This window comes from Sedimenticola selenatireducens, assembly GCF_007625115.1.
GTDB classification, from domain to species: domain Bacteria; phylum Pseudomonadota; class Gammaproteobacteria; order Chromatiales; family Chromatiaceae; genus Sedimenticola; species Sedimenticola selenatireducens_A.
Genome location: NZ_VMNH01000007.1, coordinates 188,308 through 209,730, shown reverse-complemented (window position 1 = coordinate 209,730; position 21,423 = coordinate 188,308). Strand labels below are relative to the sequence as shown.

Sequence of the window (21,423 nt, the reverse complement as noted above, 5' to 3'; positions counted from 1 at the left end):
AGGCAAGTCCATACCAGGAGGTGATCGTAGAGCCCAATGGAAATCAGCATTCCGACTACATCCCTTTTTCCTGCTACACAATCAGTCGAGCCAATCAAACCTGATAAAAAACAGGAAGATAACAGCAGGCCCGCGGTAACTGCCGCAGACAAAAAGGCTGCACTGAAAGAGAGTAATAGCAAAGAGTCACGAGAACTCAGGTCATTACAGGCCAGGGATAGGGAAGTGCGTGCACATGAACAGGCCCATCTCTCAGTGGCTGGCCGTTATGCCACCAGCGGCACCAACCTGGATTATCAACGGGGGCCGGATGGCCAACTTTATGCTGTTGGGGGCGATGTAAAAATCGATACCAGCGTGATCCCAGGCGATCCAAAAGCCACTGAACTGAAAGCAGAAACCATAAGACGTGCGGCCCTCGCGCCCGCCAATCCTTCCGCTCAGGACAGAAAGGTCGCATCGCAAGCCAGCAGCATGGCTGCAGAGGCCCGCGCTGAGCTATTCGAGCAGAGCATGGCGCTAAAAAGTGAACAGCTTAATGAAAACCGCACCCCCGACTCAAACAACGAGCGCAGCAATCAACTGAATGAGCGGTTAGCTCGCAGTGGCGCAACACCGACCCAAGCGCCACAGGAACGGATAGATACCTATATCTGAAGACCCTGATTAATTGGTTTCATCAGATGCAGTAGGTATTCTCAAAAAATGTGTTCTGTAGTGCTGCAGCTCAATAATCGAGTCCTTGATGTCATCCATCGCCAGATGCTTGCCACTCTTTACCAACCCCTTGGCTGCAGAGGGCGCCCATCGATTGACCAGCTCTTTCAGGGTACTCACATCCAGATTACGGTAGTGGAAGTACGCCTCCAACTCCGGCATCAAGCGCGCTAGGAAACGGCGATCCTGGCAAATACTGTTACCACAAATGGGTGATGCCCCTTTCGGTACATACTGGGACAAAAACGCTAATGTCTGCTGCTCAGCATCTGACTCACTGTATGTACTGGTGCGAACCCGCTCCGTAAGCCCTGATTTTGCATGCTGATTGGTATTCCAGTCATCCATCGCCATCATCACATCTTCAGACTGATGTATGGCGATAACCGGCCCTTCGGCCAGGATGTTAAGATGGACATCCGTAACGATCGTTGCAATCTCGATGATACGGTCACTTTGCGGCTCCAACCCGGTCATCTCCAGATCGATCCATATCAAATTGTTTGAATCCTGCGCCATCCCAACTCCCGATCTGATTACTGGCAAAACATGCGGCATTCTAGCAGAAGCGTAGCGATGTCTGTATCCTGTATGGATGCATCTATTTACCCAATTATTTCTGATCGCCGTAACCTTGGGTGTCATCACACAGATCTGGTTGATGTGGCGACAACAGCGGCATGTGGCAAAGAATCGTCATGCGGTACCACCAGCATTTGGTGACAAAGTGACCATTAATGAGCACAAAAAAGCCGCTGATTACACGCTCGCCAAATTAAAGATCGGGCGGATTGATCTGTTCATCGGCACCGCATTATTAATCGCCTGGACACTTGGCGGCGGCATCGACTGGCTGCATCAGCAGTGGCAACACATTGATCTTCCTCCAATATGGCAGGGCATCGGACTTATTTTCACCCTGTCGTTCATTTCCGGGTTAATCGCTCTACCTCTTGGGATCTGGAGTACCTTTGTGCTGGAGGAACGATTTGGCTTCAATCGCACAACACCCGGACAGTATTTGAAAGATATGCTGCTGCAACTGCTTCTGGCACTCCTTATAGGCACGCCCCTGCTCTGGGTTATCCTTTGGCTCATGGAACAAGCCGGTGATAACTGGTGGTTTGCTGCCTGGGCGGTTTGGATGGGCTTCATGCTGTTAATGATGTGGGTCTATCCAACCCTGATTGCCCCCTTGTTCAACAAATTCACACCACTGGAAGAAGGCCCACTAAAAGAGCGGATTCAAGGACTGCTTGAGCGTTGTGGGTTTGCCAGCAAGGGCATCTTCATTATGGACGGCTCCAAACGGTCAGGGCATGGCAACGCCTACTTTACCGGGTTCGGAAAAAATAAACGCATCGTCTTCTATGATACCCTGGCTGAAAGCCTGAGTGGTGATGAGATGGAAGCGGTTCTGGCCCATGAACTGGGGCATTTTAAGCGGCGCCATATCCTTAAGCACATACTGCTCTCAACGATTATGACACTCATCGGATTTGCCCTACTCGGGTGGCTGGCTGGACAAGGCTGGTTTTATCAGGCGCTCGGGGTTAATGCACAGGATAATGCACTGGCTCTCCTGTTGTTTATGCTGGCCCTCCCGGTATTTACCCAGTTCCTCCAACCACTTATGGCGATTATGTCTCGGCGACATGAGTTTGAAGCAGATGACTTTGCTGTGAAACAGGCAGGGGCTGAACCGATGATAAAGGCGCTGGTCAAACTCTACAGAGAAAATGCCAACACCCTGACGCCGGACCCACTCTACTCGGCCTTTCATGACAGCCACCCGCCCGCACCAGTACGTGTTGCCCATCTCGCAGCTAAAATTGAACCCGTTTCCACTCAGGGAGAGGTCACCGCATGAACACACACATTATGAAGCTTGCCTTATCCAGCCTTCTTCTTACTCTCTTCAGTCAGGCCAACGCCTTTGATATCGAGGCCGGTAAAAAGCAAGTGAGTGAGAATTGCACCTCCTGCCATGGTAGCGAACTCTACACACGAAGCGATCGAAGAGTGTCCAGTCGAAAAGGGGTATCCACCCAAGTACAACGCTGTCAATTGGCGCTCAATCTGAACTGGTTTGATGAGGATGTCGAAAACACGGCTGAATATCTGAACATTGAGTACTACCATTTCAAGAAGTAAAGAGCAGCTAACATCGCATGGCTAAACGCAGACTGACTGAAAGACAGCGAGAGCGCATAGGTGCCATTCAGGAGAGGCGAAGAAAAAAACTGGAACAGCATGCTGATCAAGCACTCTCCGAAGTCAGCGAGACAGCGCCACGTGAAGGAAAGGTAATCACCCGGCATGGTCAGAACCTGATCGTCTCTGACGGGACTGAACACTACACACATTGCCTTTCAAGACAGAACATTGGACAAGTGGTCTGTGGTGACCGGGTGGTATGGCAGTCAACAGACGATGGTCAGGGTGTGGTAACGGCTGTTTTACCCCGTGACACAGCCCTGATACGTCCCAACTTTAGCGGTGAAGCGCGCGCGCTGGCCGCCAATATCTCTCAGATTGTCATTGTGCTGGCCCCCGAGCCTCCTCCCAGTCAATACCTGGTCGACCAGTATCTGGTCGCCGCAGAGCAGATCGGTGTAACGACCCTAATAGCCTTAAACAAGCGGGATTTAATGGATCAAACGGCTATCGATTCCTTTGAACAGCAGTTTGGCCACTATGAAAAAATCGGTTATCCGGTGATTGAGATCAGCGCCAAATTTGAACATGGCCTGGATCCTCTGATTGAGAGGCTGAATAATCAGACCAGTATCCTGGTGGGCCAATCTGGAGTAGGGAAATCTTCCCTGATTATGGCCTTACTGCCAGACATCGATATACAGATTGGCCGCCTCTCTGAAGCTTCAGGGATGGGTTGTCACACCACATCCGCCACTACCCTGTACGACCTCCCCTCGGGTGGTCACCTCATCGACTCACCCGGTGTACGCAGTTTCCGGCTGGGTGAATTGGCCCCAGAGGCTTTAGCACAGGGCTTTATCGAGTTCAGAGATTTCCTCGGGCACTGCAAATTTAGCAACTGCAGCCACCAACAAGAGCCAAGTTGCGCCTTGAAAGAAGCTGTGGAACAAGGGAAGATCCACCCCCAACGACTGAGCAACTATCTGCATATGCTCCAGGGACTTAACCCGTCTCACTGATTGCCGCAAATGCCCCATCAGCGCATTGTCACCAACTCCTCGGACCCGGTTGGATGAATGGCAATCGTGTCGTCGAAGTCCTTTTTAGTGGCACCCATACGGATGGCTACGGCAAACCCCTGAAGCATCTCGTCTGCGCCAAATCCTATAACATGACAACCAACAATCTTCTCCTGCGCACCGACGCATACCAGCTTCATCGCCACCTTGCTCTGGCGCTTTGTAAAGGCGTGATACATGGGCGTAAAGCGGGTTTGATAGACTTTGACGGCCTCACCATGCGTAGCACGGGCTTCGTCTTCAGTGAGCCCCACCGTCGCAATCGGTGGATGAGAAAAGACCACACTGGGGACCAGACTGTAGTCGAGCCTTCTATCCAACATTCCACCAAAAAGTCGATCTGAGAGCCTGCGTGCCGCAGCAATGGCAACAGGCGTCAACTGTGGCGCATCGGTCACATCACCCAAGGCGTAGACACCCGACACCTGCGTGTTCTGAAACTCATCGACCTTAATATAGCCCTGAGCATCTTTAGTGATACCCGTGTTTTCAAGACCCAGCTGAGTGGACGAGGGATTGCGGCCTATTGCCCAGATCAGTTGGTCGAATCCAGCTTGAACCTGACCATTGGCCCTGCAATGTAAATTCAAAGTGCCATCATCAGCGCGTTCAATACGATCAATCTGGGATGATGAGATGATATTCACCCCATCTTCTAGCATCTCATCCATCAGGCTCTCACGTAACATCGGGTCAAACTTTCTCAGCAGATGCTCGCCCCGCAGGAACATGGTTACCTCAGTGCCTACGGCGTTGAGCATACCGGCAAGCTCAACCGCAATGTATCCGCTACCCACTACAGCCACACGCCGGGGTTGTTCTGAAAGACCAAAAAAACCATCGGAAGTAATACCCAGATCCGCCCCTTCTATCTCCGGCACTACAGCATAGGAGCCGGGTGCAATGACGATATGGTTAGCCTGATAACGTTCGCCATCCACTTCCAGGGTATGATCATCGACAAAGTGCGCATACCCAGTGATCTCATCAATATTAGAATCCGCCAGATAAGTGTGGTACCAATTGTTGATATTGGTGACATAGCGATTACGTTCAGTGATCAGTGTGCCCCAGTCGAATCCCTCGCGCTTTACTGCAAAGCCATAAGCCGGTGCATCTTCAAGCATGTGTGCAATAGAGGCGCCATACCACATGATCTTTTTTGGTACACATCCTAGATTGACACAGGTACCACCCAGTTTTCCCGCCTCAATAACGGCGCACTTAGCCCCATATTTTGCCGCGCGTTCAGCGGCCGAAAGCCCCCCACTACCGCCGCCAATGGCTATCAAATCATACACTTTGGTCATAACACCGCTCCTTCAAATGTGGGATACTCTGCTTGGATTTAGGCCTATTGTCCCAATATGGATAGCTGTGGGACAACTTTTTCATGGAAATATATCAAGTGAACAATTATCTGACTGCCCTGGGATCAAAACTGCACCGCTTAGTCCGAGAATTTATTCGGCTCTATCACCCGCAGACAATCCGTGAGAAAGGCTGGGTCTGGGCAAGCGGCCTACTGATATTCACACTCTTGATAGTGATGTACGGATTCAGTGTTTACTGGAGCCAGGAACCGGAACTATTCGATATTCGGCAAAACACTGAACGGCAACTGGCTGGATCAAAAGCCGTAGTGGGCACTCATACCACTGCATCGTTAATAAGCGTGATGGAAAATCTGCTTGAAAAGCCCGGTGGCTATCTGAGCAATGACATCATGCCACCCAGCGTTTTTCTCGATAACATTCCCAACTGGGAGTTTGGCGCCCTGGTTCAGTCTCGTGATCTTGCCCGCGCATTGAGGAACGACATCAGCCGTTCGCAATCACAGTCCACAGAAAACAAATACCTGGCGATCGCAGAGCCTCAGTTTAATTTCAGTAACGATTCCTGGATCTTGCCCTCAACCGAAGGGGAATATCGCGAAGGCCTCAAGGCTTTGCGGACTTATCTGCATGACTTGGCTCAGAGTGACGCTCAAAATACCCAATTCTATGCCCGTGCAGATAATCTTAAAGACTGGCTCGCTACGGTTGAAAAAAGATTGGGAAGTCTTTCGCAACGCCTGAGTGCCAGTGTTGGACAGGAGCGACTTAATACAGATTTGGCAGGAGACCCAGAAGCCACCCAGTCAACCAATGCACCCGCACAGGTTGAGGTACACACCCCTTGGCTGGAAATTGATGATGTGTTCTACGAAGCAAGGGGCTCCACCTGGGCACTGATTCATTTCCTGAAGGCCGTTGAGGTGGATTTTCGCGACATACTGATGAAGAAAAATGCCTTGGTCAGTCTGCGCCAGATTGTTCGTGAACTGGAGGCCACACAACAGTCTGTCATGAGCCCCATGGTGCTCAACGGCGGCGGGTTTGGCATCGTAACCAACTACTCACTGGTGATGGCATCGTACATATCCCGCGCCAATGCAGCAGTTATCGACTTACGAAACCTGCTGAGTGAAGGGTAATCCACTAAGACATGGAATAGCCTGATAATTATTTAATATTCAATATATTGGAGCATCTGTCAGGTTGCTGTCACCCTACTGTCGTGGCCAGCACAGCGCCATCAGAAAATACTGAAAGCTGTAGCGAAGGTAGCCTCAATGTCAGATCAAGAAAACTGGTTAAAGAGTAAGCGATTAAGACGTGCATGGTCACAGGAACAGCTGGCCGAAATCAGCGGTTTGAGTGTTCGCACCGTTCAGCGCATAGAACAGGGTGGTACCGCTTCCCTGGATACACTCAAGGCCATTGCCTGCGCATTTGATACTGACGTTTCACTACTGCAGAACAGTGTGACTAATACCACACCCACTGTAGAGGTGACTTCAACCGCACCAGTGGAGCAACAACCCATGTCATCCTTACACAAACGCGAGGAGCGGATCGAACAGTTCCATCGCCACCTAATTATCTACCTGCTCGTCAATCTCGGGCTGTTTATTGTCGACATCACTACCAGCAGCGATTCTCTTTGGTTCTACTATCCACTCTTTTTCTGGGGCATTCCCCTCAGTTTGAGAGGCCTTCATGCCTATGGATTTTTAAAACGCAGGAAATCGGAGCTGGTTCATTTAGAACAAAGGAAGTGAATTAACCGAACATCCAGGCTTAAACTTGGATGCTCGGTGGTTATATTTTCATTAAACAAAGATCAGTTTTTATGCACTGCCGATGAGAGGTCCCACATCGGTAGGAATACACCCAGGGCCAAAATCAGCACCATGCCTCCTATGATTACAATAATCACGGGTTCGATGGCATCAGAGAGTCTCGCCAGATCATATTTGACCTCTCGCTCATAATGCTCCGCCGTCTCCAGCAACAGGTCATCAACGGCACCCGTCTCTTCACCTATTGCGATCATCTGCAAGACCATCGAGGTAAACATCCCGGTGGCGGCAGCGGTTCTGGCGATTGAATCGCCGCTTTCAATACCATCCCGCATACTCAAAATACGCTCAGCGACAAAGGCGTTATTGACCACACCAGAGATAACGGTCAATGCCTGGACCAGTGGTACGCCTGAACGCATCGCTAAAGCCAATGAGCGTGAAAATCGACCCAATATCGCCTTTTTAAGAATATGCCCGATCAGCGGTGTATGCAGAATCATCCGCGACCAAATGTACCCACCCTCTTCACTCATAATCCAGAACCGAAGTCCAAGCACGCCTGCCAAGGTACCCGCCAGCAGATAGGGCCACCAGTTCAGTGTGAAACTTGAAACCCCCAACAAAATCTGGGTAGCAAAGGGCAATTCAGCATCAAATCGCGCAAAGGCATCCGCGAAGGCAGGAATTACCCAGATGTTGATAATAACCATGGCCACAACGATCGCCAGGATGACGGTCATAGGATAACGAGTCGCACTTTTAATGCGATTGCGGGTCTCTTTCTCCAGCTCCAGATAACCTGCCAACTGGAGAAATGTCTCATCCAATCTACCGGTACTTTCCCCGACTTTAATCAGGCTGATAAAGAGTGGCGAAAAGATGTCAGGATAGCGAGCCAGCGCCATATGCAGCTCTCGGCCGGATTGAATATCATCGGAGACACCTTTGAGGGCCGCTGCCAGGGTTGGATTCCGGGTCGTATCAATCAGACTGCCCAGACTACGCAGAATCGGTACGCCTGCCTTCTGCAAGGTGTAAAGCTGGCGGCAGAGCAATACCAATTCATCCAGTGTTACTCTCGGCTTAAACCAACCCAGTTTAATTTCGGTACTCGAACTGCGTCTTTCAACCGGTACAATATTTATGGGCGTCAGGTTGGAACGAAACAGTTGCTCGGCAACAGCCTCAGGGCTCTCCCCTTCAAGGGTCCCCGTCAGTGCCTCACCGCGGCGGTTTCGTGCTTTATACTCAAAAGCCCGCATCAGTACCCCTCAGACCCGTGAGCCGTCGCTGATTTGTCATCAGGAAACCTCCACATCACCTGCAATCCGAATCGCTTCACTGAGTGAGGTTATTCCTTCCGAGGCATACTGCAACCCCGATCTCCACAAGGGGACAAAATGGCTACTGGCATTCGCAATCTGTGCAAAGGATTCGTGATCATCCCGACGTAGTGCGGCCGCCATCTCGCCATTCAGTTCCAGCATCTCATAGATACCCACTCGACCACGATAACCCGTATTGCCGCAACGGTTACACCCTTTACCAATACGCAAACCACTCAAGTCAAAATCATGTCCAACACCGTCTAGCCAGACTTGCTCTAGTTCATCAGGCTCATAGGGCACAGCACAGTGGGTGCAGATACGGCGTACCAGGCGTTGTGCGACGATAGCGGACAATGAAGAGGCCATCAGATAACCTGGTGCGCCCATATCGAGCAAGCGACTCACTGTACCAATAGCACTGTTCGTGTGCAGAGTGGAAAGTACAAAATGGCCCGTGATAGCGGCTCGCAGGCCTATCTGGGCCGTTTCCAGGTCACGCATCTCACCTACCAGCAGGATATCTGGATCCTGTCGCATGGCGGTTCGCAGCACCCGGGCAAACGTCAAGCCAATCTGCTCATGTACCTGGACCTGATTAATCCTCGGAAGTCGATACTCAACCGGGTCTTCCACGGTAATAATCTTCTTTTCAGCCACATTCAGTTCACTCAGTGCAGAATAGAGTGTGGTGGTTTTACCGCTACCCGTTGGTCCCGTTACCAATACCATGCCATGGGGTTTCATGATCAGCATGCGCAATCTTTTCAGCATCTCATCCTGGATGCCCAGATCGCTCAGACTGAGTATGCCAGAACTCTGATCCAACAAGCGCATGACCACCGCCTCTCCGTGTTGAACCGGCATGGTAGAAAGGCGGACGTCGATCGAGTGCTTTTTAACTGTAATCTGGAAACGTCCATCCTGTGGTAAACGTTTTTCAGAAATATCCAGACTGGCCAGCAACTTCAGTCGCTGCACCAGTGCCGGTGCAATACGTCGTTCATTCATCACGTGCTCATGTAAAACGCCGTCTATACGTTGGCGTATCCGCAACACCTCTTCATCGGGTTCAATATGGATATCTGACGCCTTGGCCTGTATCGCATCTTCGAACAAGGTCTGAAGCAAGCGAATAACAGGCGCATCGCCCGCCTCTACCGTCTGCATCAACTTTCCAAGGTCAAAGTCACCTTGTGTCAGGTCTTCATGCAGTTCACCTGCCAGAGAGGTAAGTTCATCGGACCGCCGATACATACGATCCAGCGCATCCAGTAGATCACTTTCACGGACAACAGCCTGACGAATACGTTTTTTGAGTGCATGACCCAATTCATCGTAGGCAAACAGATCTGTCGGATCGGCCATCCCAACCAGCACATCTTTATCCCGGACTTCCAACAAGATCACGCGATAGCGACGTGCAATAGTTTCAGATAACTGTTTAATCACATCTGGTTTTAACGCAAAACTGGTCAGGTCGATAAACGGGATCTGCAGCTGCTGAGACAGAAAATCCAACAGGCGCTGTTCGTCAATAAAGCCCAGCTCGATCAGCGTATGCCCCAGTTTGTGCCCAGAGCGTTTCTGCTCAGTCAGTGCAGCTTGCAACTGGCCTTCGGAGATAACCTTATTCTCAACCAGCAGATCACCAATACGAATCCGTTTTCGACTACGGACACCCTCGGTGCGGCCCATCTCTTCCTCTTCAACCATACCTTATCGCTCCACCGATAATGCCAACACCCGCTGTCGGGCATACTCATTCACTTCATCAGGTAAGGACCTGTAATTCAGCGCCTGTTTGTATAAACTCAACGCTTCACCTTGCTTGCCAGATGCATCCAACGATATAGCCAAGCCGGCTACAGCGCGCGCATTATCAGGTTGTCTCTCCAACAGCTGACGATACCGCAGAATGGCAGCCGCATATTGGCCAGACTGTTGATACAGTGACCCCAATAATTCAAGTAACTCTGCATCATCACCCATCGTTGGCAGATGCCGCTCAAGTAGATGAATCGCTTTGGCGTTTTCCCCAAAATCGAGCAGCGCCCTACTGAGTAAGGTGACAAAGGGCGCATGGCCAGGCGCCATCTGAATTCCCTCATTGAGGAGCGATGTGAATTCACCTCGTTCCCCTGCATTCAATAACAGCATTGCCAAAATACGGCGTGCCTCGTGATTACGCTGATCCAGGGTCAACACATGCCTAAGTGACGCCTCTGCATCGGATAAATTCCCTTCGTTCAGAAATTGCAATGCGGTTTGATAAACGCTGTCGGCAGATGCTTGTACCCGTCTCGGCGTTACCTTCTTCACTTGTATAACAGATTTGATCTCCTGTTGTTGCTCCACTGGCATTTTTGGCTGAGCGCTCTTGGAAGCTATTATCTGTGCAGCAGGTGCACTTACCTGTTCTGCTACAACCTTATCGGTATCAATACGAGGCCTGCCTTTCTCACTTTGATCAGCTTCAGCTATAGAAGCTGTTGCAATGATAGCGTGCTGACTTGTCGGTTCATCCAATTGATCACTTACAGTCTTTGGCTGATCACTGGTCCGTTGAGGATATTCAGACTGCACCTGTAATTTGGGATGCGCGACTTCAGCTAAAAGCGTATTCTTTGACGCCGCATCTTCGGGCCGAACAATAGGATCAACCTCCACCGAATGATCAGAAATCGTCATAACACGATCATCGACTAGATCATTGGCCTTCAGATCTTTAAGTGGAATCTGTTCACTGACTGTGACGCTGTCTGATGTTCTGCTAACGCTTGAATCCGTCTTATCCTGTAACGTCAAGGGCGTATCTGAAACAGCCGGTTTAGCATTCAGCATGCCACTCAGCCACTGCTGACTCTGCGGCACCAAAATAACAGATAAAACACTCGCAAGACCTGCAAACACGATCCAAATTGGCCAGCGAACGCCCCGCTTGGCGCCTGAACGCTGAGGTACCGGAACCGGGGTTACAATCTCCCGCGCCTTCTCACTCTCATTTTCGCGTTTATCTAGATCACGGAGCATCTGATTAATCAGACTCATGATCCACCTCGAAGTGCGGGTGCAGAGCGTGAACTAAACAGGGCATGCCAAAATCGAGCCATTCTGCCTGGTGGAAAAAAGGCATCCTCCGTATCATCAATGGCCCGCTTTACATGACTCGTTTCTATAGTCGATTTACCTTCACCATAGGCTGCCATCATGGACTTATGGGCTAGGATATTAATCAATCGAGGAATACCCCGACTACCACGGCATAGCCAATCCAGCGCCTTGTCATCAAAGAGCGATTCACCCGAGTAACCAGCCACATGAAGCCGATGATAGAGATAGCCCTGACAGCCTTCGCGATCAAGCGGATGTATTGCATGGGAAAAGGTGATGCGTTGCTTTAATTGCCGGACAGAGGAACGGTTCAAATGTTCATCCAGCTCTGGCTGACCAAAGAGTACTACTTGCAGCAGTTTACTTTTTTCTGTTTCCAGATTTGTGAGTAAACGGATAGCTTCCAGTGTCTCTTCAGGCAGCGCTTGGGCTTCATCCAGTAACAGTATTACCTGCCGCCCCGAGGCCTTTAAGTCGATCAGCTGCTTATTGATAAGCTGCAATGCTCGATGCCCACCAATATTCATTGGATACTCCACCCCCAACTCCTCAGCCAGGCAATAGCGAAGTGCAGAAGGGGTAAGATAGGGGTTCGGTATATAGGCGGTCACCATCCCTTCGTCAGCCAGGATATTGAGCAGCTTACGGCAAATCAGTGTTTTTCCTGTACCCACTTCCCCGGTTATCTTTAAAAATCCTTCCCCCATACGCAACGCCACCAGAAGCACATTCAGCGCCTCCTGGTGATCCGCATAAGAGTAGTAGTAATCTGTATCCGGGGTCAGACTAAAAGGGGATTCTCTAAGTCCAAAGTGGTTTATGTACATGATTCACTCGGCTTTTTCACCCTGATTGCCAAATACTTCAGGCTGACTTCCGTAGTGAAATCCTTGATCCAGTTTCTGAATCCTATTGGCAGTTTCAGATACGCGTGATCGCCAGGTTTCGGAACTCTCGACCACCGTTGGTCTCAACACAATGACCAGTTCACTCTTTTTCGCAGCCTGGCGTGTATGTCTAAACAGTGTTCCAATCAGAGGCAGATCGCCCAACAAAGGTGTAGAGGCAACCTCTTCACCCCGGGTATCCTGCATTAACCCGCCAATCACAACAAGCTGGCCACTCTGGGCATAGACCAGGCTATCTGACTCTCTCACCGTGCTCTTTGCCAAAGGAAGATTCTGTGTTTCATTACCAACCTGAATCACCTTTTGTTGATCGGTCACCTGACTGACTGAAGGATGTATATGCAAAGTCACCCGGCCAAATCGATCAATTTGCGGCGTCACATCCAATGCAATCCCTGAGAAAAACGGTGTCAGTGTGATGTCCGGTGTGGTAGTCGTGGAGGTACCCGTCGTGGTCGTGCTCGAGACATCGGTGACAAAAAACTCATCACTGCCTACCTTGATCACGGCCTTCTGATTATTCAGTGTTGAGATACGTGGGCTGGATAACACCTGTACATTGCCCTGCGATTCGAGCAACTCAATGAACGCCATGAAACTGCCGGTATTAAGCGCCGCACCAAACAGACCACCAAAAGCCGAGAAGCTGGTAAAGCTGACGGGTGAAGCTTCAGTAGGTGAACTGATACCCCCGCTGGCCATTTCAACACCCGCCCGACCCGGATTATCAAACATCGTGGCGCCGCTTCCCGTCTGCCCAATACTGAAGCGATCACCATTAACCGTCATCATCTTGGCCCAGTTGATACCTGCCTGAAAACCGTCATTGAGCTCAACCTCAATCACCTTGGCTTCAAGTATCACTTGCCGATGCATGGCCTCATCGGTTGACTCAAGAAAGGCCTCAACCTCTCTTAACTCATTGGGCATTGCCCGAATAACAACAATACCCGATTGCGGAGAAACTACGACGGAACGATCGGCACCGCTTCCCACTATCGATTGAAGCGCACTTGAAAGCTCGGTCCAGAAATCGGCCTCTGATGTAGTATTGATCTCACTACCCGAAGTGACGCCACTGGAACTGGTGTCTGAACTTTCAGAATCATCACTGCTACTCGATCCAGATACCTGTCCTGAGCTCACGCGAGTCTGTGAGCTGCCACTGCGCTTCATGTTCAGATAATTGACCTGAAAAATCCGTGATTGAAGTCGTGCAGGCAGTACATGAAAACCACTTCGTACTCGCTGATATTCATAGCCATAGACATCCCGCAAAACCTCCATCACGTCAGGAATACTCACCTGCTTCAGACTGAGGGAGAGTGTCCCATCGACTTGTGGATGAACCACCATGTTGTAAGAAGTGCCCTCGACAAGACCCATTAGAAATGCCCGCACCGGCACCTCGCTTACATTCACATCAAAACGGGCTTCTGTTGTTCGCCTGCTGGGTTTCGGCAACTGCATATTCGCCGGTGGTAATAATGCGGCAGTTACGGCTGGCGGCGGCAAAGCGGCCGGTTTTTCTGCTACAGGGGGTGTCTTCAGATGATCCTGAATGGTAGCCATGGTGCCACCATCCTTTGGCGCCATACTCTGGCAACCCGTCAGTAACACTAACGTGAATGGTAGCAGAGATGATCGGATCACATGATGAAACAGGTTCATTTTCCCCCTCCGGATAAACCCTTTGCCGGTGTTTTTACGGAAATCGGCAATAATTCAATTTTAATTTTTTCGCCTTGCAATTCGAGTTCAACTGCATGGGGATCTATTGTGACAAGCTGAGCACCATCAATCTGCTCACCGACGTAGACTCGCCGATCATTAATCACCGCACTATTTCCTTTAGGTCCGACAAATATACCTGAAAGTCGGAAGGTAATCCCATCCAAGGGCGTATTTTGAATAGATTCAAGCGGAATATCCCCGGCTGACCGATAGCCATAAGGTTCCATCGGATCTCTTAATTCCGCACTGCTTGCACATAGAGGCAATAGCATGAGCAGTAAAATTTGACTGGGCGATAACTTAAACACCGATCCACCCCTCAGAAAGACTCAGGGTATGCAGTTGCAATTTAACCCGTGTAACCGGATATTCCGTTACACTCAGTTCTATCCCATCCCAGAAAAATTGCCAGGGCAATGCTTCAAGCGCCTGTAAATAACGCAAAACCGAGAGATAATCACCTTCAAACTCGACAACAAATCCATGGCGAAAAATATTTCGCTCCGCAGCCTTTATGGACTTCTCATCACCCTCTTCAATAGATTTTTCATCTTTCGTTTTAGCCGTACCCAGCGCCTCAGTATTGACTGTACTGAGACGGACTAACTGCAGGTTGTCACTGCTGAGCAGCATGCGTTCCAAGAGTTTGGCCATCTCTTGAGGTTCGATCAGGGCCTCTGCCGTACCTTTGATACGCCCCTCCATCTGCTCAATAACCTGCTTGGCCTGTTCTATTTCCTTGCGGATAGCCACATTAGGATCTTGTTCGGCCTGGCGTACCAAGCCATTCAGCTTTGCATTCAGCAGATCGTTCTGCTCACTCAGCTGATCGACTTCACTTTTAATTTGACTCTGAATGAGCGTTTCCTTGTCCCATAACAGATTCAGCCAGGCGCCTGCCATTACAGCCAACAGCAATGCCAGAATCATCAAACGCTCTCTCAAGGTGAGTGCATCGAATCGATTCGCCAGGAGTGTATATTTTGCAGACACTATACTCACTGCTCTTTACTCCTGACGGCAGTCATAAGGCTGAAATCGAGAGGATCACTCAAACCTTCAGGGCGTAACAGTTCTACCACCTGGAAATTTTTTCCGGTAAACGCAGGTGCATCTTCGAGTTTTTTCAATAACTGTGGCACGCCTTCGGGCTGCAGTGTTTTACCCTTTAGTGATAGATGCGCACCCGCTTCTGAAATAGCAACCTGGGTAAACCAGAGATCAGCAATAGTCTGGCGCGCGAGGCCTTCAAAATAGCCTGAAAAACCCTCCTTATTCGCTGCAATCCTCATCTGCAACGTATTCAATAGTGCAAATCCTGTCTTGCGCTTATCCACCAGTTGCTTCAGCTCACTCTCCAACAATTTATTCACCTGAGGCACGGGCATGCGCTCGGCTATACTGGCAACATTGGTTTCCAGACTTTGATTTTGGGCTTGCAGTGAGGCGTATTGCTGTTTCAGTTGAACGCTATGCCACTTACTTAGCCCATACAGAGAGCCCATAGCAAATAGTGCTACGCTGAGGATGATCAACATCACCTGAAAAGAGAAGGCCACATGCTGCTTGCGGAAGATGGGCTGATAAAGATTAATCTGTTGTTTACGCATACCTTAGTCACTCCTCAAGGCAGCGCCAATAGCAGGCAAACAGCGATAGAGTATCGAAGCGTCTATAGACTCCACCCCGTCAAGTTTTCCATTAAGATCGAGTAGTGTCACATTAGCCGCAAGACTTTCATTAGCAAACTCGCGCAAACGCTCTCTTCTTGATTCCGGTGCAATAATCGAGATATCGGGTATCAGGCCCAGACCAAACTGACTCTCGTGATAATCAAGTGATCGCTGTAACTCCAACACCAGGGATTCGAGCTGCTCATCCAGTCCAAATCCTCCCTGTTCTTCCAGATCACTGCCATTGATCTCAATTCGACGATTCAGATAAAGCGTATCTCCTTGAACAATCTCAATCATGCCGTAGCGCGGAGGCAGATAGAGCAGCGCCTGGAATGCATCCGGTTTATCCGATAATGCAAGCACATTGCGTAGGGTCAGCTCAGTAATGTCGATAGCCGCAATATCAAAACCCATTACCTGCATCTGATCGATGTATGTCTGAATCAAACTCTTTTTCGCGACAACCACATACATCATACGCGGGCCGGTTCGGCGTTGCGAAACCGGGAGATCGAAGATATCCAGAACGGCATCGTCAATATGAAAGTCGAGTAAGTCTTTGATACGCCAACGAATAGCGCTCTTCAGCTCTTCGTGTTCAACTTCAGGTACTTCGACCTGAAACAGTGAATAGTCACCGGGGGATAGTACAGCGACCGCCGGCACGCCACGCAACCCTTGCGCCTTCACAGCATCATGCACTGAGGTGAAGGCATCATCCGCTGAATCCCGGGGGAAGAAAGTGCATACTTCAATCCGGCACTTTCCCGCAGTACAGTCAATTGCCGTCAAAGAGAATCCATCCGCATGAAAGCCCACACCCACTTGTAGACTGGCTTTTACCCTCTTTTTCAATTTAAGCATCGAATCGGCAACCCTATCTCCGTTATGAACCGGATAAACTCTTCTTTTAGTATGCGTACAATCCGATATAACGACTGAAAAATCAATGGCTTTAGGTTTTTTTTTGCGATTTTAGATCAACTTTTCAAATAAACCTCCTTGGCTACATCTGGATTGAGATAAGCGCGCCCCCCAATGGCGAATCACCAATCTCCAGTTTTCCTCCGTATAAGTGGACAATGCCACTGGCAACAGACAGTCCAATACCCTGACCTGGGGTTCGCTGATCAGCCCGCTCTCCCCGGCGAAGCACACGCACTCTTATCGCCTGTGGAATACCCGGCCCATCATCTTCAATACAGAGGCATCTGCCTTGAATGATTGAATTCATTGATCTTGTTTCATCCAGATAGATATGCACCTGAGAGCGGCCATATTTATAGGCATTTTCCAAGAGATTCCCAAGGCACTCCAGTAAGTCACCCGGCTCCCCGGTAAATAACTGCTCAGCATCAACATCACAACGGCAGGTAATCAATTTATCGTGATAGACCTTATCCAGCGTTTCCACCAGGCGATCAATAATCGGTCGAACAGGTGTTGCCTGGGCAAATACCACCCGGCCTGCAACAGCGGCAGCTTTCAACTGGTACTGGATAATTTCGTTCATTCGGGGTATCTGTTCAGCAATAGCTTCACGTAACTGTTGAGCATCCTGGCCCTCTGCAGTACCTTGTAGAACCGCTAGGGGGGTCTTTAAGCTGTGGGCCAAGTCACCAAGACTATGCCGATAGCGATCACGACTGGCACTGTTGTGCTTGATCAGTGAGTTAATGCCCTGCGTCAAACGCCGCAATTCTTTCGGGTAATCTCCTTGGAGCTGTTCCTGCATACCGGTTTCAATCATTTGCAGGTCATCTTCCACCGTGCGCAACGGCTTCATACCCCAACGCAACACCACACCTTGTAGGATCAGCAGGATAAATGCAGCACCACCAAGCCAAAGCAGTATAGTCCGTCTGAAAACAGCAATCCGTTTCTGCACGCTTTCCGCACTCTCAGAGACGGTAAAAAGATAGGCAATTTCCCTTCCTGTGTCGTCCTCCCAGAGCAGTGAATAATTCAATTGATAAAATGATTCATCGTCGCTCAGATAATCAAATTGCTGTTGGCCTGACGGAACCGGTGTTTGAGGAGGTAGTTGTCTTGCGATACTAGAGGGAGAGTGCCATTGGTAATTACCCTGCTCACCTTTAACCTGGACATAGAGTCCCGAGTCAGGGCTTACAAGCCGAGGATCCGGAAGGGTCTTGGGCAGACGCATCCGACCTTGATTATCGGTTTCTGCGGCACCTAATAAGGCATAAACCTGCCCCATCAACTGGGTTTCCAGAGCACTTTCCAGGCTATCCCTGAAGGCACGATCAAGGGCAATGGCACCCAGCCCTAAGAATAGCGCCAGCACAACCGACGCAGCGAGTAAAAGCCGACTCTGTATGGATCGCATTAGGCAGGTGGTTGTTGCAGACTAAAACGATAACCTCGACCACGGAGCGTTTCAATGGGTTTGAGTTCGCCTTCCGGATCAAATTTGCGTCTCAGTCTTCGAATAAACACCTCAAGCACATTCGAGTCCCGATCAAAATCCTGATCGTAGATGTGTTCGGTGAGTTCAGTTTTTGAAATGACCTTTCCAGCATGAAGCATCAGGTACTCAAGGACCTTATACTCATAGGCTGTCAATACGACTTCTTTATTGTCGAGTGAGGCCTGTTGTCTCGCGGTATTCAGGGTAATGGGCCCCCAGGTAATCTGCGGGGATGCATAACCTGCTGAGCGTCGCAGTAGGGCATTGAGTCGAGCCCGCAACTCTTCCATATTGAATGGTTTGACGAGATAATCATCGCCACCCACCTCCAGGCCTTCAACCTTATCCTGCCAATTGTCCCGAGCCGTAAGGATCAAAATCGGGAAGCTGATCTGCTGCTGCCGGAGTCGACGAATCAACTCGATGCCTGATAGTTTGGGTAATCCAAGATCAATAATAGCCAGATCAAACGGGTACTCTTGACCAAAATAGAGCCCCTCTTCTCCATCGGCAGCCACATCGACTGAATAGCCCTCATCGACCAACCGCTTCTGCAGTTGGCTTCTCAGGCTGGCCTCATCCTCCACTACCAATACTCGCATGAAAACCCCTTAGCGTCGTCTCTCTCGTGGTGACAGCTCTTGGCCTGATCCTGCATCTATCCGATACCGTCTCACTTTCCCCTGATCAGTAATAATTCGGACACGATGCTCCTGCTGGCCCGCATTTTCTCTTGTTTCGGCATGCAGGACGCGGCCACCCGTCTCCCTGCGAATCCTTTCGACTGTAGAATCCAGGTCCTCACGCTGACTGCTCCGGTTGTACGATTGACCCTCTGGCGAACGATACTTTTGCGCCGCTACCGGTAGGCTGATTAACAGCCCACCCAGTAGCAGTCCCACAATGAGCTGTCGCTGAAATGTCAAAACCATACAACCCTCCTCACTGAAAAACTAAATACCCATCGCTCAATCATACCCTCGAAAGTCATATCCAGAGCTTTCTGTTGGGGCAACCGACACTGTCACATTAATATACTGTCCCGGGTCATTCTGGGTACGAGTATGAAATACCTGTCCGTTATATTTGTATTTTACATGATATCCCACCAGCTCTTCATGCTCTCTGAAGTTATCCACCGTTTCACAACGGCGCTCAGACGTAACATAGCCGCGACCGGGCTTCTTCCCAAGGTCATTTCCAACAGAGGCACCCAACAAGGCACCCGCAACCGTCATGGCATCTTTACCGCGTCCCTTGCCAAACTGATTACCAACAACACCACCCACAATTGCACCCGCAATAGTGGGGGTGTACGAATCACTTCGTGAACCACCACGGTGATGTACCCGCTCATTCCAGCAACGCTCTTCAGGATGATTAACCCTCACTGTTTCATATAGCGGCTTGCTGTTCAGCACCCGCGCTTTATCATAAAAGCTGTTATCTGCCATCGAAACAGCGGTTGCTGTACTCAGTGTAGCGGCTAATAGCAGAGTAATCTTCTTCATGACTTTATCCTTTTTTTCTCTTGGTCAGAGGACTATTCCCCTACCGTCGAGTACAGATTAGCCACCCATTCCTTAACCAAAGCTGAACAGAAATTCATTTGACTTTATCGCATTCAAACCATAAGTTGTCATGACAACTATTATGTGAGTTCAGCTAATGCATTACACTTTACGAGACGGCCCTGGCTTTCAACTGTTACGTGCAGCCGCACAGTTTAAACACTGCCTTTCCAAGACCTTAGATTCGTATGAAATTACACCCGTTCAGTTTGCAGTATTGGGGCTACTCTGGGAAAACGACGGACTCACCCAACACGAAATCGCAGACAGACTCGGAAAAGACCGACCCAATGTCACCCGCATTCTTGAAAAGATTGAAACCAAATCGCTCATCATACGAAGGCACGCCCCAAATGATCGCCGGGCGATGCAGGTATTCCTGTCACCTCAAGCCGTTGCACTTCGTCCAGAACTGGAGGCATTGGCGATTAACTTTAGAGCCCGCGTCTATAACGGGATTTCAGAATCGGAACGGACCCTATTAAATCAACTGCTTACACGACTGATGGAAAATTTGAAATGAGACACTCAACATCTGCACTCACCCTATTGTTACTCAGTTACTGCAATCAAATGATTGCCGCAGATGCCCCACCTACCCGTGTCGTGGTAACTACCGTAACGGAGCAAGAAGTCGCCACCACCAGTATTCAAGCCGGCGTGGTTGACTTTGACCGGGTATCGGCTGTATCCGGAGAGACCTCTGGACGCGTGACACAGCAACATGCCACGGAGGGTGCTCTCGTCAAATCAGGACAGGCATTGGTAAAACTGAATACCGATCTAATTCTGAAGGATATGGACATCAAGCAAAAGCAACGTGCCCAGGTCTCTGCGGATATCGAGAAACTCACCGGCACACTAAAACGACTGGAAAGCCTGCTTGCAACCAATTCAGCCAGCCGCCAGGCCTATGACGACACACGTTTTGATCATCGTTCTTTGCAAAAAAAGCGAGAAGTGCTTGATGAGGAGATGGCACGCCTGCAGCTACAGCTCAACATGAGCACCGTGCTTGCGCCCTTTGATGGAGTGGTTCTGGAAAAATTGAAGGAACTCGGCGAGTGGATCGACCCGGGTGTTGCGGTCTGCAAGATCGCCTCAACAGATGACCTGGTAATCAAAGTCTCAATCTCTGAAAACTTGGCCAGATACCAGCGAGCAGGATTAGCGGTACCCGTGACTATCCCAGCGTTGGATCTGAAATTATCCGGCACAATCCTCGGATTGGTGCCTATCGCCGATCTGCGGAGCAAAAGCATCACATTAAAGATACGCATTCCTTACCAGACTGGCATGGTCCAGAACATGTCAGCCAGTGTAGAGATCCCCACCAGCATTCCACAGACACTGCGTATGCTACCCCGGGATGCTCTGGTGAACTTTAAAGGAAAAGATTTTGTTTACACCATCAAAGACGGCAAGGCCAATATGTTACCTATCGATATTGTTACCCGTACAGGTAATCTTCTGGGAATCCTGAAACCACCTATCACCGCCGGCATGCAGGTAGTTGTAGATGGCAATGACCGGTTACAACCCAATCAGTCCGTACAGATTATTGAGAAATAACAGGTAGAC

The 21,423-nt window shown here is 49.8% G+C and carries 23 protein-coding genes; 8 read left to right on the top strand and 15 right to left on the bottom strand.

Annotated features, from left to right (window positions below):
• The first annotated feature begins 36 nt into the window (after positions 1–36).
• Positions 37–657: a putative metalloprotease CJM1_0395 family protein gene (locus FHP88_RS08140; protein ID WP_144358540.1), complete on the top strand. Its 621-nt coding sequence runs from the start codon at positions 37–39 to the stop codon at positions 655–657.
• A gap of 9 nt (positions 658–666) precedes the next feature.
• On the opposite strand, the gene orn is transcribed toward FHP88_RS08140, so the two are convergent.
• Positions 667–1,236, bottom strand: a complete 570-nt coding sequence (gene orn / locus FHP88_RS08135) for an oligoribonuclease (RefSeq protein WP_144358539.1) — start codon at positions 1,234–1,236, stop codon at positions 667–669.
• Between the two features lie 76 nt (positions 1,237–1,312).
• Between orn and FHP88_RS08130 the strand changes: the two genes are divergently transcribed.
• Genes FHP88_RS08130 through rsgA form a run of 3 tightly spaced genes read left to right on the top strand, consistent with a single transcriptional unit; the run spans position 1,313 to position 3,896 of the window.
• Complete coding sequence (locus FHP88_RS08130; RefSeq protein ID WP_144358538.1) at positions 1,313–2,587, top strand: M48 family metallopeptidase; 1,275 nt, start codon at positions 1,313–1,315, stop codon at positions 2,585–2,587.
• Entirely contained in the window at positions 2,584–2,871 is a 288-nt protein-coding gene (locus FHP88_RS08125; protein ID WP_144358537.1) for a cytochrome c, read from the top strand. The genes FHP88_RS08130 and FHP88_RS08125 overlap by 4 nt, the downstream gene beginning before the upstream one ends.
• 17 nt (positions 2,872–2,888) lie before the next feature.
• Positions 2,889–3,896: a small ribosomal subunit biogenesis GTPase RsgA gene (rsgA, locus tag FHP88_RS08120; protein WP_144358536.1), complete on the top strand. Its 1,008-nt coding sequence runs from the start codon at positions 2,889–2,891 to the stop codon at positions 3,894–3,896.
• A gap of 17 nt (positions 3,897–3,913) precedes the next feature.
• Here rsgA and gorA read toward each other — a convergent pair whose 3' ends face one another.
• Positions 3,914–5,266, bottom strand: a complete 1,353-nt coding sequence (gene gorA, locus FHP88_RS08115) for a glutathione-disulfide reductase (RefSeq protein WP_144358535.1) — start codon at positions 5,264–5,266, stop codon at positions 3,914–3,916.
• Between the two features lie 83 nt (positions 5,267–5,349).
• Between gorA and FHP88_RS08110 the strand changes: the two genes are divergently transcribed.
• Both FHP88_RS08110 and FHP88_RS08105 read left to right on the top strand, forming a co-directional pair.
• Complete coding sequence (locus FHP88_RS08110; protein ID WP_144358534.1) at positions 5,350–6,432, top strand: DUF2333 family protein; 1,083 nt, start codon at positions 5,350–5,352, stop codon at positions 6,430–6,432.
• A gap of 138 nt (positions 6,433–6,570) precedes the next feature.
• Positions 6,571–7,059, top strand: coding sequence for a 2TM domain-containing protein (locus tag FHP88_RS08105; protein WP_144358533.1), 489 nt, complete (start codon positions 6,571–6,573; stop codon positions 7,057–7,059).
• Positions 7,060–7,121: 62 nt separating this feature from the next.
• Here FHP88_RS08105 and FHP88_RS08100 read toward each other — a convergent pair whose 3' ends face one another.
• The 13 genes from FHP88_RS08100 to FHP88_RS08040 all read right to left on the bottom strand — a co-directional run bounded on the left by FHP88_RS08100 (position 7,122) and on the right by FHP88_RS08040 (position 19,782).
• Positions 7,122–8,345 carry a type II secretion system F family protein gene (locus tag FHP88_RS08100; RefSeq protein WP_144358532.1) on the bottom strand — a complete coding sequence of 408 codons (1,224 nt, stop codon included), beginning with the start codon at positions 8,343–8,345 and terminating at the stop codon, positions 7,122–7,124.
• Between the two features lie 39 nt (positions 8,346–8,384).
• Positions 8,385–10,124, bottom strand: a complete 1,740-nt coding sequence (locus FHP88_RS08095) for a GspE/PulE family protein (protein ID WP_260843200.1) — start codon at positions 10,122–10,124, stop codon at positions 8,385–8,387.
• Positions 10,125–10,127: 3 nt separating this feature from the next.
• The gene (locus tag FHP88_RS08090; RefSeq protein WP_144358531.1) at positions 10,128–11,459 is read right to left on the bottom strand and encodes a tetratricopeptide repeat protein; all 1,332 of its coding nucleotides are present in this window, start codon (positions 11,457–11,459) and stop codon (positions 10,128–10,130) included.
• Entirely contained in the window at positions 11,456–12,349 is an 894-nt protein-coding gene (locus FHP88_RS08085) for an ExeA family protein (RefSeq protein WP_144358530.1), read from the bottom strand. Before FHP88_RS08085 ends, FHP88_RS08090 begins: the two co-directional genes overlap by 4 nt.
• Before the next feature lie 3 nt (positions 12,350–12,352).
• Positions 12,353–14,101, bottom strand: coding sequence for a pilus (MSHA type) biogenesis protein MshL (mshL, locus tag FHP88_RS08080; RefSeq protein WP_144358529.1), 1,749 nt, complete (start codon positions 14,099–14,101; stop codon positions 12,353–12,355).
• Positions 14,098–14,472: a hypothetical protein gene (locus FHP88_RS08075; protein WP_144358528.1), complete on the bottom strand. Its 375-nt coding sequence runs from the start codon at positions 14,470–14,472 to the stop codon at positions 14,098–14,100. The genes mshL and FHP88_RS08075 overlap by 4 nt, the downstream gene beginning before the upstream one ends.
• Positions 14,465–15,166 (bottom strand): hypothetical protein, encoded by a 702-nt coding sequence (locus FHP88_RS08070; protein WP_144358527.1) that lies wholly within the window; start codon positions 15,164–15,166, stop codon positions 14,465–14,467. Before FHP88_RS08070 ends, FHP88_RS08075 begins: the two co-directional genes overlap by 8 nt.
• Entirely contained in the window at positions 15,163–15,774 is a 612-nt protein-coding gene (locus FHP88_RS08065) for a PilN domain-containing protein (protein ID WP_144358526.1), read from the bottom strand. Before FHP88_RS08065 ends, FHP88_RS08070 begins: the two co-directional genes overlap by 4 nt.
• A 3-nt stretch (positions 15,775–15,777) precedes the next feature.
• Positions 15,778–16,704, bottom strand: coding sequence for a hypothetical protein (locus tag FHP88_RS08060; protein WP_144358525.1), 927 nt, complete (start codon positions 16,702–16,704; stop codon positions 15,778–15,780).
• A gap of 142 nt (positions 16,705–16,846) precedes the next feature.
• Entirely contained in the window at positions 16,847–18,190 is a 1,344-nt protein-coding gene (locus FHP88_RS08055) for an ATP-binding protein (RefSeq protein WP_144358524.1), read from the bottom strand.
• Positions 18,190–18,873: a response regulator transcription factor gene (locus FHP88_RS08050; RefSeq protein WP_144358523.1), complete on the bottom strand. Its 684-nt coding sequence runs from the start codon at positions 18,871–18,873 to the stop codon at positions 18,190–18,192. The genes FHP88_RS08055 and FHP88_RS08050 overlap by 1 nt, the downstream gene beginning before the upstream one ends.
• A 9-nt stretch (positions 18,874–18,882) precedes the next feature.
• Positions 18,883–19,203, bottom strand: a complete 321-nt coding sequence (locus tag FHP88_RS08045; RefSeq protein ID WP_144358522.1) for a PepSY domain-containing protein — start codon at positions 19,201–19,203, stop codon at positions 18,883–18,885.
• A gap of 36 nt (positions 19,204–19,239) precedes the next feature.
• The gene (locus tag FHP88_RS08040) at positions 19,240–19,782 is read right to left on the bottom strand and encodes a glycine zipper 2TM domain-containing protein (RefSeq protein WP_144358521.1); all 543 of its coding nucleotides are present in this window, start codon (positions 19,780–19,782) and stop codon (positions 19,240–19,242) included.
• A gap of 157 nt (positions 19,783–19,939) precedes the next feature.
• On the opposite strand from FHP88_RS08040, the gene FHP88_RS08035 reads away from it, so the two are divergent.
• Both FHP88_RS08035 and FHP88_RS08030 read left to right on the top strand, forming a co-directional pair.
• Positions 19,940–20,365, top strand: coding sequence for a MarR family winged helix-turn-helix transcriptional regulator (locus FHP88_RS08035; RefSeq protein ID WP_144358520.1), 426 nt, complete (start codon positions 19,940–19,942; stop codon positions 20,363–20,365).
• A complete protein-coding gene (locus FHP88_RS08030) occupies positions 20,362–21,414 on the top strand; it encodes an efflux RND transporter periplasmic adaptor subunit (RefSeq protein WP_144358519.1) in 1,053 nt (350 codons plus the stop codon). The genes FHP88_RS08035 and FHP88_RS08030 overlap by 4 nt, the downstream gene beginning before the upstream one ends.
• Positions 21,415–21,423 lie beyond the last annotated feature (9 nt).

Excerpts from the sequence above, each read along its gene's own strand:
- FHP88_RS08090 (WP_144358531.1), bottom strand. The coding sequence starts at position 11,459 with ATGAGTCTGATTAATCAGATGCTCCGTGATCTAGATAAACGCGAAAAT.
- FHP88_RS08125 (WP_144358537.1), top strand. The coding sequence starts at position 2,584 with ATGAACACACACATTATGAAGCTTGCCTTATCCAGCCTTCTTCTTACT.
- FHP88_RS08045 (WP_144358522.1), bottom strand. The coding sequence starts at position 19,203 with ATGGTTTTGACATTTCAGCGACAGCTCATTGTGGGACTGCTACTGGGT.
- FHP88_RS08085 (WP_144358530.1), bottom strand. The coding sequence starts at position 12,349 with ATGTACATAAACCACTTTGGACTTAGAGAATCCCCTTTTAGTCTGACC.
- gorA (WP_144358535.1), bottom strand. The coding sequence starts at position 5,266 with ATGACCAAAGTGTATGATTTGATAGCCATTGGCGGCGGTAGTGGGGGG.
- FHP88_RS08035 (WP_144358520.1), top strand. The coding sequence starts at position 19,940 with ATGCATTACACTTTACGAGACGGCCCTGGCTTTCAACTGTTACGTGCA.
- FHP88_RS08030 (WP_144358519.1), top strand. The coding sequence starts at position 20,362 with ATGAGACACTCAACATCTGCACTCACCCTATTGTTACTCAGTTACTGC.
- FHP88_RS08055 (WP_144358524.1), bottom strand. The coding sequence starts at position 18,190 with ATGCGATCCATACAGAGTCGGCTTTTACTCGCTGCGTCGGTTGTGCTG.
- FHP88_RS08130 (WP_144358538.1), top strand. The coding sequence starts at position 1,313 with ATGCATCTATTTACCCAATTATTTCTGATCGCCGTAACCTTGGGTGTC.
- FHP88_RS08100 (WP_144358532.1), bottom strand. The coding sequence starts at position 8,345 with ATGCGGGCTTTTGAGTATAAAGCACGAAACCGCCGCGGTGAGGCACTG.
- FHP88_RS08065 (WP_144358526.1), bottom strand. The coding sequence starts at position 15,774 with ATGCGTAAACAACAGATTAATCTTTATCAGCCCATCTTCCGCAAGCAG.
- mshL (WP_144358529.1), bottom strand. The coding sequence starts at position 14,101 with ATGAACCTGTTTCATCATGTGATCCGATCATCTCTGCTACCATTCACG.
- FHP88_RS08110 (WP_144358534.1), top strand. The coding sequence starts at position 5,350 with ATGGAAATATATCAAGTGAACAATTATCTGACTGCCCTGGGATCAAAA.
- FHP88_RS08050 (WP_144358523.1), bottom strand. The coding sequence starts at position 18,873 with ATGCGAGTATTGGTAGTGGAGGATGAGGCCAGCCTGAGAAGCCAACTG.
- FHP88_RS08060 (WP_144358525.1), bottom strand. The coding sequence starts at position 16,704 with ATGCTTAAATTGAAAAAGAGGGTAAAAGCCAGTCTACAAGTGGGTGTG.
- FHP88_RS08105 (WP_144358533.1), top strand. The coding sequence starts at position 6,571 with ATGTCAGATCAAGAAAACTGGTTAAAGAGTAAGCGATTAAGACGTGCA.
- FHP88_RS08040 (WP_144358521.1), bottom strand. The coding sequence starts at position 19,782 with ATGAAGAAGATTACTCTGCTATTAGCCGCTACACTGAGTACAGCAACC.
- rsgA (WP_144358536.1), top strand. The coding sequence starts at position 2,889 with ATGGCTAAACGCAGACTGACTGAAAGACAGCGAGAGCGCATAGGTGCC.
- FHP88_RS08140 (WP_144358540.1), top strand. The coding sequence starts at position 37 with ATGGAAATCAGCATTCCGACTACATCCCTTTTTCCTGCTACACAATCA.
- FHP88_RS08095 (WP_260843200.1), bottom strand. The coding sequence starts at position 10,124 with ATGGTTGAAGAGGAAGAGATGGGCCGCACCGAGGGTGTCCGTAGTCGA.
- orn (WP_144358539.1), bottom strand. The coding sequence starts at position 1,236 with ATGGCGCAGGATTCAAACAATTTGATATGGATCGATCTGGAGATGACC.